The sequence below is a fragment of the Paracraurococcus ruber genome, from assembly GCF_004353985.1.
Taxonomy (GTDB): domain Bacteria; phylum Pseudomonadota; class Alphaproteobacteria; order Acetobacterales; family Acetobacteraceae; genus Paracraurococcus; species Paracraurococcus ruber.
The window spans coordinates 1-13,840 of the sequence record NZ_SMOA01000148.1; the positions used below are offsets into that span (position 1 = coordinate 1).

Genomic DNA, 13,840 nt, shown 5'->3' on the forward strand with positions numbered 1-13,840 from the left:
GTCTTCGCCAGAACCTTCGTGATCGCCGCCGTCAGCGACGTCTTGCCATGGTCAACATGGCCAATCGTCCCGATGTTGCAGTGCGGCTTGTTCCGCTCAAACTTCGCCTTCGCCATCGTCGTCGTTCCTCAGCTTGTGCCCGGTTACCCTGCGTTCCGCGCCGGCGTGCGGCGTTACCAGCGGTAGTGGCTGAAGGCCTTGTTCGCCTCCGCCATCCGGTGCGTATCCTCGCGCTTCTTGACGGCCGTGCCGCGGTTGTTCGCCGCGTCCATCAGCTCCGCCGAAAGGCGCTCTTCCATCGTGTTCTCGCCCCGCTTGCGCGAGGCCTCGATCAGCCAGCGGATGGCCAGGGCCTGCCGGCGCTCCGGCCGAACCTCGACCGGCACCTGGTAGGTGGCGCCACCGACGCGGCGGCTGCGCACCTCCACGGCCGGCTTCACGTTGTCCATCGCCTCATGGAACATGCGCAGCGGGTCGCCATTCGGCCCGACGCGGCGCTTGAGCGTATCCATGGCGGCGTACACGATCCGCTCCGCGGTGCTCTTCTTTCCGTCGTACATCAGCACGTTCATGAAACGGCTTAGCACAAGATCGCCGAACTTCGGATCCGGCAGGACTTCGCGCTTCTGGGCGCTGTGGCGGCGAGACATCCGTGCCTCTCCTTACTTCGGGCGCTTCGCGCCGTAGAGCGACCGGCGCTGCCGGCGCTTGGCGATGCCCTGGGTGTCGAGCACGCCGCGGAGAATGTGGTAGCGCACGCCCGGCAGGTCCTTCACGCGACCGCCGCGGATCAGCACCACAGAGTGCTCCTGCAGGTTGTGCCCCTCGCCGGGGATGTAGCTCACCACCTCGTAGCCGTTGGTCAGCCGCACCTTGGCGACCTTCCGCAGCGCCGAGTTCGGCTTCTTCGGCGTGGTCGTGTAGACGCGCGTGCAGACGCCGCGCTTCTGGGGGCAGGCCTGCAGCGCGGGGACCTTGTTCCGCTTCGCGTTCGGCTCGCGCCCCTGGGCGATGAGCTGGTTGATGGTCGGCATGACGCCCCTTCAGAATCCCGTCCGTCCGTCCCGCGGCCGCGAAAAGCCAATGTGCCCGCGCGGGAAGCCGATGCTCCCCCGCAGGCGCCTGACCCGCCCCCGACCTGATGCAGCCCGTCAAACCGGGCCGCGGTGCCGAACGCGCAGCGTTGTGGACCAAACACCCGGCAGCCCGCGCGCGAGCCGCGCGGCCTTGCCAAGGGGCGGCTACGTACCGGCCACCAGCGGCTGAGTCAAGCGATCGGCAACCGCGGTTAAGAAAAAGGCCGGGTTCCCTGCGGAACCCGGCCCATTGCGTAGAAGAACGAAGCGCTACTCGGCGGCCTGCTGGTCCGCCGGTTCCGGCAGCGCCGGCGCGCCGGGCAGCCGGGTGCGGTCCCGCTGCGCCGCCAGCGCCCGCAGCCGGTTCATGACGGAGCCGGTGCCCGCCGGGATCAGCCGCCCGACGATGACATTCTCCTTCAGGCCGGCCAGCGTATCGACCTTGCCGGCCGTCGCCGCCTCGGTCAGCACCCGCGTCGTCTCCTGGAAGGAGGCGGCGCTGATGAAGCTGTTGGTCTGCAGCGACGCCTTGGTGATGCCCTGCAGCACCGGCTCCGCCCGCGCCGGCCGTTCCTTGGCGGCGATCCGCTTCTCGTTCTCGATGTCGTACTCGATCCGGTCGACCTGCTCGCCGATCAGGAAGGTGGTGTCGCCCGGATCCAGGATCTCCACCTTCTGCAGCATCTGCCGGACGATGACCTCGATGTGCTTGTCGTTGATCTTCACGCCCTGCAGCCGGTAGACGTCCTGGATCTCGTTGACCAGGTAGTTGGCCAGCGCCTCCACCCCCAGCACGCGCAGGATGTCGTGCGGCACGCGCGGGCCGTCCACCAGCGGATCGCCGGCCTTCACGTAGTCGCCTTCCTGGACCGACACGTGCTTGCCCTTTGGCACCAGGTACTCGCGCGGCACCGGCGGCTCGTCGCCCACCTGGTCCGGCACGACCAGGATGCGGCGCTTCGCCTTGTAGTCCTTGCCGAACTCCACCCGACCATCGATGTCCGAGATGATGGCGTGATCCTTCGGCCGCCGCGCCTCGAACAGCTCCGCCACGCGCGGCAGGCCGCCCGTGATGTCGCGGGTCTTCGAGGACTCGCGCGGCAGTCGCGCCAGCACGTCGCCCGCCTTCACCGTCCCGCCATTCTCGACGTTCAGAACCGAGGCCGGCTGCAGGAAGTACTGCTGGGTCTGGCCATCCTCGCTCCGCAGCAGCAGCCGCGGGCGGAGATTGGCGTTGCGCGCCTTGTCCACCGGCTCGCGCACCACCTTGGAGGTGAGGCCCGTCACCGGGTCCGTCTCCTCGTACAGGGTGACGCCCTCGATCAGGTCGGCGAATTCGACGCCGCCGGCCCGCTCGGTGATGATCGGCAGGGTGAAGGGGTCCCACTCCGCCAGCTTCTGCGCGCGGGTGACCGTCGCGCCTTCCTCGGTCAGCAACCGGGCGCCATAGGGCACGCGGTAGCGCGCCCGCTCGCGGCCCTGCGCATCGCTCAGGATGATCTCGCAGTTCCGGCTCATCACCACCGGGGCGCCGGCGCTGTTGGCGACGACGTTGCGGTTGGCGATCTTCACCGTGCCGTCCGAGGTCGCCTCGACCGCCGACTGCTCAGCGCCGCGCTGCGCCGCGCCGCCGATATGGAAGGTGCGCATGGTCAGCTGCGTGCCCGGCTCGCCGATCGACTGCGCGGCGATGACGCCCACCGCCTCGCCCACGTTCACCGGCGTGCCGCGGGCCAGGTCGCGGCCGTAGCAATGGCCGCAGACGCCCGAGCGCGCATCGCAGGTGAGGACGGAGCGGATATAGACCTCCTCCACCCCCGCCTTCTCGACGCGCTCGGCATCCGGCTCCTCGATCAGCGTATTGCGGGCCAGGATGACATCGCCCGTCTCCGGGTCCAGCACATCGCGCTGCGCCGTCCGGCCCAGGATCCGCTCGGAGAGCGAGGAGATGACCTCGCCGCCGTCCATCACCGCGCGCACGGTGATGCCACGCTCCGTCCCGCAGTCATTCGCGACGATGATGCAGTCCTGCGCCACGTCGACCAGCCGCCGGGTCAGGTAGCCCGAGTTCGCCGTCTTCAGCGCCGTGTCGGCCAGGCCCTTCCGCGCACCATGGGTCGAGTTGAAGTACTCGAGGACGGTAAGGCCTTCCTTGAAGCAGTTGATGATCGGCTGCTCGATGATCTCGCCGCTCGGCTTCGCCATCAGCCCGCGCATGCCGGCCAGCTGCCGCATCTGCGCCGGCGAGCCGCGGGCGCCGGAATGCGACATCATCCAGACCGAGTTGGTCGGCTTGCCGGCTTCCTGCTTCGAGATCTCCTTCATCATCGCCGAGGCCACTTCCTCGGTGCAGCGCGACCAGGCGTCCACGACCTTGTTGTAGCGCTCGCCGGCGGTGATCAGGCCGTCGAGATACTGCTGCTCGAACTCCTTCACCTCGTCCTTGGTCTTGCCGATCATCTCCGGCTTGCTGGCCGGGATGACCATGTCGTCCTTGCCGAAGGAGATGCCGGCCTTCGCCGCCTGCCGGAAGCCGAGGCCCATCAGCCGGTCGGCGAAGATCACGCTCTCCTTCTGGCCGCAGTGGCGGTAGACCGCATCGATGACGTCGGAGATCGACTTCTTCGTCAGCTGGCGGTTGACCAGGCTGTAGGGGGTGCGCGGATCGACCGGCAGCAGCGCGCCCATCATCAGCCGCCCGGCCGTGGTCAGGACCGTCTGCATCTCCTTGCTGCCCGGCTCCTTCGGGGCCGGGACGCGGACATGGATGGCGGTATGGATATTGATGGCGCCGGCGGCCAGCGCCTGCTCCACCTCGCCCAGGCCGCGATAGATCTGCGGCCGGAAGTTCAGCGCATCCTGCTGCTCGGGCGTCACCGTCTTCGCATGCGGGTCGATGCCGGCGACCAGGGCCTTCACCTCCGTCACCCGCTTCGACGCGGCGACGAATTCCGGCGTCTCCAGGCTCAGGTAATAAAGGCCGAGGACGATGTCCTGGCTCGGCACGATGATCGGCTTGCCGTTCGCCGGGCTGAGGATGTTGTTGGTCGACATCATCAGCACGCGGGCTTCCAGCTGCGCTTCCAGCGACAGCGGGACGTGCACGGCCATCTGGTCGCCGTCGAAGTCGGCGTTGAAGGCGGTGCAGACCAGCGGGTGCAGCTGGATCGCCTTGCCCTCGACCAGGATCGGCTCGAAGGCCTGGATGCCCAGGCGGTGCAGCGTTGGTGCGCGGTTCAGCAGCACCGGGTGCTCGCGGATCACCTCCTCGAGGATGTCCCAGACCTCCGGTCGCTCCTTCTCCACCATCCGCTTCGCGGCCTTGATGGTGGTGGCGTGGCCGTACTTCTCGAGCTTCGAGTAGATGAAGGGCTTGAACAGCTCCAGCGCCATCTTCTTCGGCAGGCCGCACTGGTGCAGCTTCAGCTCCGGGCCCACCACGATGACCGAGCGGCCCGAGTAGTCAACGCGCTTGCCGAGCAGGTTCTGGCGGAAGCGGCCCTGCTTGCCCTTCAGCATGTCGGACAGCGACTTCAGCGGCCGCTTGTTCGCGCCGGTGATGGCGCGGCCGCGGCGGCCGTTGTCGAACAGCGCATCCACCGCTTCCTGCAGCATGCGCTTCTCGTTCCGGACGATGATGTCCGGGGCGCGCAGCTCGATCAGGCGCTTCAGCCGGTTGTTCCGGTTGATGACGCGGCGATACAGGTCATTCAGGTCGGAGGTCGCGAAGCGTCCGCCATCCAGCGGCACCAGCGGGCGAAGCTCGGGCGGGATCACCGGGATGACCGACATGATCATCCATTCCGGCCGCGCGCCGGACTCGGCGAAGGCCTCGATCAGCTTCAGCCGCTTGACCAGCTTCTTGCGCTTCGCCTCGGAGGTCGTCTCCTTCAGCTCGGCGCGCAGCCGCGTCGCCTCCTTGTTGGCATCGATCCCGACGAGCATACCCTTCACCGCCTCGGCACCGATGCCGACGGAGAAGGCGTCCTCGCCGAACTCATCCATCTTGGTCTGGTACTGCTCCTCGGTCAGCAGCTGGTGCAGCTTGAGGTCGGTCAGACCCGGCTCGAGCACCACGTAGCTTTCGAAGTAGAGGACCTTCTCCAGCTCCTTCAGGCTCATGTCCACCATCAGCCCGACGCGGCTGGGCAGCGACTTCATGAACCAGATATGCGCGACCGGGCTGGCGAGCTCGATATGGCCCATGCGCTCCCGGCGCACCTTGGCCAGCGTCACCTCGACACCGCACTTCTCGCAGATGATGCCGCGGAACTTCATCCGCTTGTACTTGCCGCACAGGCACTCGTAGTCCTTGATCGGCCCGAAGATCCGGGCGCAGAACAGGCCGTCCCGCTCCGGCTTGAAGGTGCGGTAGTTGATCGTCTCGGGCTTCTTGATCTCGCCATAGGACCAGGAGCGGATCTGCTCCGGCGAGGCGATCGAGATCTTGATCTGGTCGAAGGTGACGGCCTGGCCGGTCTGGCCCAGGATCTTCATCAGCTCGTTCATGCGGCCTTCCTTGTGGTCCAGCCTGCCGCCCGCGGTCCCGGGCGGCGGTGCATTTCGTTGCCTGCCCCGGCGCGGGGGCGCCGGGGCGTCGCGGGCGTCAGGTGCCGCGGGTCTCGAGATCGACGTTGAGGCCGAGCGACTTCAGCTCCTTGACCAGGACGTTGAAGCTCTCGGGGATGCCGGCCTCGAAATTGTCCTGGTCGCGGACGATCGCCTCATAGACCTTGGTGCGGCCGGAGACGTCGTCGGACTTCACCGTCAGCATCTCCTGCAGGGTGTAGGCGGCGCCATAGGCTTCCAGCGCCCAGACCTCCATCTCGCCGAAGCGCTGGCCGCCGAACTGCGCCTTGCCGCCCAGCGGCTGCTGGGTGACCAGCGAGTAGGGGCCGATCGAGCGGGCGTGGATCTTGTCGTCCACCAGGTGGTGCAGCTTCAGCATGTAGATGATGCCGACCGTCACCTTGCGCTCGAAGGTCTCGCCGGTGCGGCCATCGGTCAGCCAGACCTGGCCGGAGCTGTCGAGCCCGGCGCGCTCCAGCATGCCCTCGATATCAGCCATGCGGGCACCGTCGAAGACCGGCGTCGCGATGGGGATCCCCTTCTTCAGGTTCTCCGCCAGCTCGATTAGCTGGTCGTCGTTCATCGGCGCGATGTCGCGCTCGAACACCTCATCGCCATAGGTGGCGCGCAGGTGCTCCAGCAGCTCGTCGCGCATGGCGCCGGTGCGGCGGTAATCCTCGACCAGGTCGCCCACCTGCTTGCCCAGGTTGGCGCAGGCCCAACCGAGATGGGTCTCGAGGATCTGCCCGACATTCATCCGCGACGGCACGCCGAGCGGATTGAGCACCAAGTCGGCGGTCGTCCCGTCCTCGAGGAAGGGCATGTCCTCCACCGGCACGACGCGGCTGACCACGCCCTTGTTGCCGTGGCGGCCGGCCATCTTGTCGCCCGGCTGCAGCTTCCGCTTCACCGCGACGAAGACCTTGACCATCTTCATCACGCCAGGCGGCAGCTCGTCGCCGCGCTGCAGCTTCTCGACCTTGCTCTCGAAGCGCTTCTGCAGGCGCTCGATGGCAGCGTCGAATTCGCGCTTCAGCGCCTCGATCTCGGCCATCGCCGCATCGTCCTGCACGCCGATCTGGCGCCAGGTCGCCTTGGCGAACTGGTCCAGCACCTCGTCGGTGATGACGGTGCCGGCCTTCACGCCGCGGAAGCCGCCGGACGCCTTGCGGTTCAGCAGCCGCTCCCGCAAGCGGGAGTGGAAGCTGCGCTCCTGGATCGACTTCTCGTCGTCCCGGTCCTTGGCCAGCCGCTCGATCTCGGCGCGCTCGATCGCCATCGCGCGCTCGTCCTTGTCCACGCCGCGGCGGGAGAAGACGCGCACATCGACGATGGTGCCGGCGACACCGGGCGGCAGCCGCAGCGAGGTGTCGCGGACGTCGGACGCCTTCTCGCCGAAGATGGCGCGGAGCAGCTTCTCCTCCGGCGTCATCGGCGATTCACCTTTCGGCGTCACCTTGCCGACCAGGATGTCGCCCGGCTGCACCTCGGCGCCGATATAGACGATGCCCGCCTCGTCTAGGTTGCGCAGCGCCTCCTCGCCCACATTGGGGATGTCGCGGGTGATCTCCTCCTGGCCCAGCTTGGTGTCGCGGGCCATGACCTCGAACTCCTCGATATGGATCGAGGTGAAGACGTCATCGCGCGCGATGCGCTCGCTGATCAGGATGCTGTCCTCGAAATTGTAGCCGTTCCACGGCATGAAGGCGACGAGGACGTTGCGGCCGAGCGCCAGCTCGCCCAGCTCGGTGGACGGGCCGTCGGCGATGATGTCGCCGGCATCCACCTGGTCCCCCACCTTCACCAGCGGGCGCTGGTTGATGCAGGTGGACTGGTTGGAGCGCTGGAACTTGCGCAGCCGGTAGATGTCGACGCCGCGGGTGGTGCCGTCATCGCCGGTCGCGCGCACCACGATGCGGGCGCCGTCGATGCTGTCCACCACGCCGTCGCGCCGCGCCACGATGGTCGCGCCGCTGTCGCGCGCCACCGCGGATTCCATGCCGGTGCCGACCAGCGGCGCATCGGCGCGCACCAGCGGCACCGCCTGGCGCTGCATGTTGGACCCCATGAGCGCGCGGTTGGCGTCGTCATTCTCGAGGAAGGGGATCAGCGCCGCCGCGACCGAGACGAGCTGCTTCGGCGAGACGTCGATCGCCGTCACCTCCTCCGGCTTCACCAGGCGGAAGTCGCCGCCCTGGCGGACCGAGACCAGCTCCGACTTGAACTCGCCGGTCTCGGCATCGACCTCGGCATCCGCCTGGGCGACCACCAGCCGCTCCTCCTCCATGGCGGAGAGGTAGCGCGGCTCGCCGACGATCTTGCCGTCCCGCACCAGGCGGTAGGGCGTCTCGATGAAGCCGTACTTGTTCACCTTGGCGAAGGTGGCGAGGCTGTTGATCAGGCCGATATTCGGGCCTTCCGGCGTCTCGATCGGGCAGATGCGGCCGTAATGCGTCGGGTGCACGTCGCGCACCTCGAAGCCGGCGCGCTCGCGCGTCAGGCCGCCAGGGCCAAGCGCCGAGAGGCGGCGCTTATGCGTCACCTCGGACAGCGGGTTGGTCTGGTCCATGAACTGGGACAGCTGGGAGGAGCCGAAGAACTCCCGCACCGCCGCCGCCGCCGGCTTCGCATTGATCAGGTCATGCGGCATGACGGTGTCGATATCGACCGACCCCATGCGCTCCTTGATCGCGCGCTCCATGCGCAGCAGGCCGACGCGGTACTGGTTCTCCATCAGCTCGCCGACCGACCGCACCCGGCGGTTGCCGAGGTTATCGATGTCGTCGATCTGGCCGCGGCCATCCTTCAGGTCCAGCAGCACGCGGACCGTGGCGATGATGTCCTGCTTGCGCAGCGTGCGGATGGTGTCCGGCACCTCCTCGGCGGAGAAGCCGAGGCGCATGTTCATCTTCACCCGCCCGACCGAGGAGAGGTCGTAGCGCTCCGGGTCGAAGAACAGGCCGCGGAACAACGTCTCCGCGGTCTCCGGCGTCGGCGGCTCACCCGGGCGCATCACCCGGTAGATGTCCATCAGCGCCTCGTCACGGTTGGTGTTCTTGTCCACCGTGAGGGTGTTGCGGATCCAGGGGCCGACCGACTGGTCGATGGCCAGCGTCGGCAGCCGCTCCACGCCGGCATTCTCGATGACCGCGAGCTTCGCCTCGGTCAGCTCATCGCCGGCCTCGGCCCAGATCTCGCCGGTGTTCATGTCCACCAGGTCCTCGGCCACGAAGCGGCCGAGCAGGTCCATGCGGCCGACCAGCACCTCGGTCGTGCCGCCCTCGGCGATCTTGCGCGCTGCGCGCGGCGTCAGCTTGGCGTCCTTCTCGGCCACCACGGCGCCGGTCTTGGCGTCGATCAGCGGCTCCTGCAGCTTCACGCCGCGGAAGGCCTCCGGGTCGAAGGGACGCGACCAGCCCTTCTGGCCGCGGGTGAAGGCGACCTGGCCGTAGAACTCGTTCAGGATCTCCTCGGCATCCATGCCGCGGATCTCGTTCGGCTCCAGCGCGCTGCCCTTGGTCGCCCGCAGCGTCTCGGTGTTGGCGCTGTCCAGCGCCAGCAGCAGCGTGCTCGCCGGCAGCTTGCGCTTGCGGTCGATCCGCACGTAGCAGATGTCCTTGGCGTCGAACTCGAAGTCGAGCCAGGAGCCGCGATAGGGGATCACCCGCGCGGCGAACAGGTACTTGCCGCTGCTGTGGGTCTTGCCCTTGTCGTGGTCGAAGAACACGCCCGGGCTGCGGTGCATCTGGGAGACGATGACGCGCTCGGTGCCGTTGATGATGAAGGTGCCGTTGTCCGTCATGAGCGGCATGTCGCCCATGTAGACATCCTGCTCCTTGATGTCGCGAACGGAACGACTACCCGTGTCCTCGTCCACGTCCCAGACGATGAGCCGGAGGCGCACCTTCAGCGGCGCGGCGAAGGTCAGGCCGCGCTGGATGCATTCCTCGACGTCGTATTTGGGTTCCTCGAGCTCGTACTGGACGAATTCCAGCCGGCCGCGGCCGGCGAAGTCGTCGATCGGGAAGACGGACTTGAAGACTTCCTGCAGCCCGGCGTGAAGCCGCGCATCCGGGTGCACCTCCATCTGCAGGAACGCCTCGTAGGACGCCCGCTGCACGTCGATGAGGTTCGGCATCGGCGCCACCTCGGGCAGCCGCCCGAAGCTCTTGCGGATGCGCTTGCGCCCGGTGAACGACTTCGTGATAGCGTTCATGCCTGTCCCGTATCCCTTCCGCCGGGTTCTTTGGCCCGGCGCCAACCGCGCCCTGTCCGCCCCGCCTCATGGGCCGGCGGCGGGGGCCGCGGGCCGCAGAAACGGCAGCACGGACGGCAACCCAGGGGGTTCCCGCCCGTACCTTCGCCCTATGGTCCCGCGGGGCAGCGACGGACGGCCGCCCCGCGGGGGAAACGCAACCTGCGGCCTTACTTGACCTCGACGGTGGCCCCGTTGTCCTCGAGCACCTTCTTGATCTTCGCCGCTTCGTCCTTGGAGACACCCTCCTTGACGGTCTTCGGCGCGCCCTCGACCAGATCCTTGGCCTCCTTCAGGCCCAGGCCGGTGATGGTGCGGATCTCCTTGATGACGTTGATCTTCTTGTCGCCGCCAGCGGCCAGGACGACGGTGAATTCCGTCTGCTCCTCAACCGGTGCCGCGGCCGCGGCGCCACCAGCGGCCGGCGCCGCCGCCACCGCGACCGGCGCCGCGGCAGAAACGCCCCACTTCTCCTCCAGCATCTTGGAGAGCTCAGCGGCCTCCAGGACGGTCAGGCTGGAGAGCTCGTCAACCAGCTTCGCGAGATCGGCCATGTTCGTGTACCTCGTGATCTAATGGCTTGGCTTGCCGTTTGCAACACCCGGGCGCAATGCTTGGTCTTTCAAAGCATTGCGGCCGGTCAGGTCCTCGGTCCGGCGGGCTCCCGCCCCCGGTGCTCATCCGTCAGGCGGCCTCGGCCTCGTCCTTCTTTGCGAAGGCACTGAACACCCGCGCCAGCTGCGACCCAGGGGCCTGCAGCACGCCCGCGATGCGCGTCGCCGGGGTCTGGATCAGACCCAGCAGCTGCGCCCGAAGCGTCTCGAGCGAAGGCAGCTCGGACAGCGCCTTGATCCCGTCCGGGGTCAGGGTCTGTGCGCCGAGCGCCCCGCCGAGGATCACGAACTTGTCGTTCGTCCTGGCGAACTCCACGGCGGTCTTCGCCACGGCCACCGGATCCTTCGACCACGCGAGCGCGGTCGGACCCTTCAGCAGCGGCTGGACGCCCTGGAAGCGGGTGCCGTCGAGGGCGAGGGTGGCCAGCCGGTTCTTCGCGACCTTGTACGTCGCACCAGCGCCCCGCATGCGGCGGCGCAGATCACTCACATCCGCGACCGTCAGACCCTTGTTCTGGGCGACGAGCACGAAGGAGGTATCGGCGAACACCGCAGAGAGCTGGGCGATGAACTCGCGCTTTTCCTGGCGGTCCAAATCCCGTCTCCGTCGATGACCGGTGCCTGATGGAGGGGCCACGGCCGGTTCACACGCGGACCCGCCGCGAATGCGGCAGGCCCTGGTTCGCCTGTCTGAGCCGGACCACCAAGCCATGCGCCCCGCCCGGGCCCCACCCTTTGCAAGGCGGCCGGACGGCGCGGATCCCTTGGCACCCCGTCTACCGCCGGCGGGGCCCTGCCCCATCAAAGCCCGTGTGGGCTGCCTGCGGTCTCGGACAGGTTCGGGAAGGGCCCGAAGGCGCCTTCCCTGCCCGCCCACCCGATAGGGTGGGCGTATTCTGTTTCATGCCCCGGGGCGCGGCGGCGAGGCCAAGTCGGCGCCCGTAGGCGGATACTGCGTTCCAACCCCCAGCGCCGGCGCCATGCCGGCACCGCGCGCCCGGGCGGATGAGGAGGCCACCGGCCCCCCTCTTGCCAGGGTCAGGAGGCGGCGGCCGCCAGCGTGGCCAGGTCCACCTTCACGCCCGGCCCCATGGAGGAGCTGAGCGCCACCTTCTTCACATAGGTGCCCTTGGCACCGGTCGGCTTGGCGCGCTGGATCGCCTCGATGAAGGCCCGGGCATTCTCCAGCAGCTTGCCCTCGTCGAAGGACGCCTTGCCGATGCCGGCATGGACGATGCCGGCCTTCTCCGCCCGGAACTCCACCTGGCCGGCCTTGGCCGCGGTGACCGCGCCCTTGACGTCCATGGTGACGGTGCCGAGGCGGGGGTTCGGCATCAGCCCGCGCGGGCCGAGGATCTTACCCAGGCGCCCCACCAGGCCCATCATGTCGGGCGTGGCGATGCAACGGTCGAAGTCGATCTTGCCTTCCTGCACCGCGGCGGCGAGCTCGTCCGCGCCGACCACGTCGGCGCCGGCGGCCTGCGCCTCCTCGGCCTTGGCGCCGCGGGCGAAGACGCCGACGCGCACGGTCTTGCCGGTGCCGTTCGGCAGGCCGACCACGCCGCGCACCATCTGGTCCGCATGCCGCGGGTCGATGCCGAGGTTCATCGAGATCTCGATGGTCTCGTCGAACTTGGCCTTGGCATTGGCCTTCACCAGCCGGATCGCCTGGTCGAGCGAGACGATGGTGTCACGGTCGAAGGACGCGTAGATCGCCTTCAGGCGCTTGCCCTGCTTCGCCATCGATCAGCCCTCCACCACGGTGATGCCCATGGACCGGGCCGACCCCGCGAGCATGCGCACCGCGGCCTCCTCGTCATTCGCGTTCATGTGCTGCATCTTGGTCTTGGCGATCTCGTGCAGCTGCGACTTCGTCACGCGGCCGACATTGGCGCCCTTGCCCGGCGTCGTGCTGCCCTTCTCGATCTTGGCGGCCTTCAACAGGAAGTAGGTGTTGGGCGGCGTCTTGGTGATGAAGGAGAAGGTGCGGTCCGAATAGGCCGTGATCACCACCGGCGTCGGGGTGCCCGGCTCCATCTGCTGGGTCGCCGCGTTGAACTCCTTCACGAACTGCATGATGTTCAGGCCGCGCTGGCCGAGCGCCGGGCCGACCGGCGGCGAGGGGTTCGCCTTGCCCGCCGGAATCTGCAGCTTGATATAGCCTGCGATCTTCTTCGCCATGACCGATCCCTGGTGCCAGGGAGCCGCGGTGCCTGCGGCGCCGCGCCTTGGCCGGCATGGCCAGGGTACGGTGCGCCTCCCGCGTCCCGATGAAGTGAGCGGGCGCGTATGGGCGCGACAGGCGTGTGAGTCAAGCCGAAACCACCGCCCGGCAGAACCGTTCCGGCTCTCGCGCGGACCGGCTTCCCCGCCGGCCGGGCCGGCTCGCCCCGGGACGTCGGCGCAGGCATCCCCGGGCGGGCGCGGTGGAAAGGACGGAATTGACCCTGACCTTGCCCGGCTGGCGCGACTGGCTCTTCTCCGCCCGGTCCTTCACCGCCGCCATGCTGGCGCTGTGGCTGGCGCTCTGGCTCGACCTGCCGCGGCCCTATTGGGCGGTGGGCACGGTCTATATCGTCGTCCAGCCCTTCTCCGGCGCGCTGCGCGCCAAGGCGCTGGCCCGCTTCGCCGGCACCTTCGCCGGCGCCGCCTTCGCCGTCGCCGCGGTGCCCGCTCTGGTGGACGCGCCGCCGCTGCTGGCGCTGGTCCTGGCCTGCTGGGTCGCCGGCTGCACCATGGGCTCGCTCTACGACCCCACGCCGCGCAGCTACGCCTTCCGGCTGGCCGGCTACACCACCGCGCTGATCGCCTTCCCCGCCGTCGATGCGCCGGACGCCATCTTCGGGACGGCGGTGGCGCGGGTGGAGGAGATCGGTCTCGGCATCCTCTGCGTCGCCCTGGTGGACCAGGTCTTTCCCCGCCCCTCCGCCCCGCTGCTGCTGTCCCGGCTGCAGGCCTGGACCACCGCCATGGCCCGCTTCGGGGCCGCGGCGCTGTCCGGCCGGCTGGAGGAGGCGCGCTTCCTCGCCGACCGGCGCCAAGTCGCCCGCGACGGCGCCGCGCTGGACGCGCTGTTCCAGGAAGCGCGCTACGAGGCGGCGGAGCACCGCACCGGCCTTGCCTGGATCCGCACCCTGCGGGCGCGGGCGCGGCCGGTCCCGGCCATGATCTCCGCCGTCGCCGACCGCGCCCGGGCGCTGCGGCAGGACGACCCGGCGGCATGGGCTGCCCTCGCGCCGCTGCTCGACGCGGCGGTGGACTGGCTGGCCGCCACCGCCGACCCGGCGCAGCGGGCGGCGGCGCGGCAGGCGACGCCGGCGCTGCTC

The 13,840-nt window shown here is 68.7% G+C and carries 10 protein-coding genes; 1 reads left to right on the forward strand and 9 read right to left on the reverse strand.

The features are described 5' to 3' along the window. The 9 genes from E2C05_RS21005 to rplK all read right to left on the reverse strand — a co-directional run. A partial coding sequence (locus E2C05_RS21005; RefSeq protein WP_133220722.1) for a GTP-binding protein occupies positions 1-116 on the reverse strand: 116 nt, incomplete at its 3' end. A gap of 57 nt (positions 117-173) precedes the next feature. Then, positions 174-650, reverse strand: coding sequence for a 30S ribosomal protein S7 (gene rpsG / locus E2C05_RS21010; protein ID WP_133221616.1), 477 nt, complete (start codon positions 648-650; stop codon positions 174-176). Positions 651-662: 12 nt separating this feature from the next. Beyond that, positions 663-1,034: a 30S ribosomal protein S12 gene (gene rpsL, locus E2C05_RS21015; protein WP_111472698.1), complete on the reverse strand. Its 372-nt coding sequence runs from the start codon at positions 1,032-1,034 to the stop codon at positions 663-665. Positions 1,035-1,346: 312 nt separating this feature from the next. Continuing rightward, the gene (gene rpoC / locus E2C05_RS21020) at positions 1,347-5,585 is read right to left on the reverse strand and encodes a DNA-directed RNA polymerase subunit beta' (RefSeq protein WP_133221617.1); all 4,239 of its coding nucleotides are present in this window, start codon (positions 5,583-5,585) and stop codon (positions 1,347-1,349) included. 97 nt (positions 5,586-5,682) lie between these two features. Next, a complete protein-coding gene (gene rpoB / locus E2C05_RS21025; protein WP_133221618.1) occupies positions 5,683-9,861 on the reverse strand; it encodes a DNA-directed RNA polymerase subunit beta in 4,179 nt (1,392 codons plus the stop codon). Positions 9,862-10,070: 209 nt separating this feature from the next. After that, positions 10,071-10,454, reverse strand: a complete 384-nt coding sequence (rplL, locus tag E2C05_RS21030) for a 50S ribosomal protein L7/L12 (protein WP_133221619.1) — start codon at positions 10,452-10,454, stop codon at positions 10,071-10,073. A 130-nt stretch (positions 10,455-10,584) separates the two neighbouring features. Next, positions 10,585-11,109, reverse strand: coding sequence for a 50S ribosomal protein L10 (rplJ, locus tag E2C05_RS21035; RefSeq protein ID WP_133221620.1), 525 nt, complete (start codon positions 11,107-11,109; stop codon positions 10,585-10,587). A gap of 443 nt (positions 11,110-11,552) precedes the next feature. After that, a complete protein-coding gene (gene rplA / locus E2C05_RS21040; RefSeq protein WP_133221621.1) occupies positions 11,553-12,257 on the reverse strand; it encodes a 50S ribosomal protein L1 in 705 nt (234 codons plus the stop codon). A gap of 3 nt (positions 12,258-12,260) precedes the next feature. After that, positions 12,261-12,695: a 50S ribosomal protein L11 gene (gene rplK, locus E2C05_RS21045; protein WP_133221622.1), complete on the reverse strand. Its 435-nt coding sequence runs from the start codon at positions 12,693-12,695 to the stop codon at positions 12,261-12,263. A gap of 260 nt (positions 12,696-12,955) precedes the next feature. Here rplK and E2C05_RS21050 point away from each other — a divergent pair. Then, the coding region (locus tag E2C05_RS21050) for an FUSC family protein (RefSeq protein WP_205082929.1) at positions 12,956-13,840 on the forward strand (885 nt) is incomplete at its 3' end.

What these genes read in the sequence shown, in the direction of transcription:
- rplK (WP_133221622.1), bottom strand. Translation starts at nt 12,695, where the DNA reads ATGGCGAAGAAGATCGCAGGCTATATCAAGCTGCAGATTCCGGCGGGC.
- rpoB (WP_133221618.1), bottom strand. Translation starts at nt 9,861, where the DNA reads ATGAACGCTATCACGAAGTCGTTCACCGGGCGCAAGCGCATCCGCAAG.
- rpsG (WP_133221616.1), bottom strand. Translation starts at nt 650, where the DNA reads ATGTCTCGCCGCCACAGCGCCCAGAAGCGCGAAGTCCTGCCGGATCCG.
- rplA (WP_133221621.1), bottom strand. Translation starts at nt 12,257, where the DNA reads ATGGCGAAGCAGGGCAAGCGCCTGAAGGCGATCTACGCGTCCTTCGAC.
- rpsL (WP_111472698.1), bottom strand. Translation starts at nt 1,034, where the DNA reads ATGCCGACCATCAACCAGCTCATCGCCCAGGGGCGCGAGCCGAACGCG.
- rpoC (WP_133221617.1), bottom strand. Translation starts at nt 5,585, where the DNA reads ATGAACGAGCTGATGAAGATCCTGGGCCAGACCGGCCAGGCCGTCACC.
- rplL (WP_133221619.1), bottom strand. Translation starts at nt 10,454, where the DNA reads ATGGCCGATCTCGCGAAGCTGGTTGACGAGCTCTCCAGCCTGACCGTC.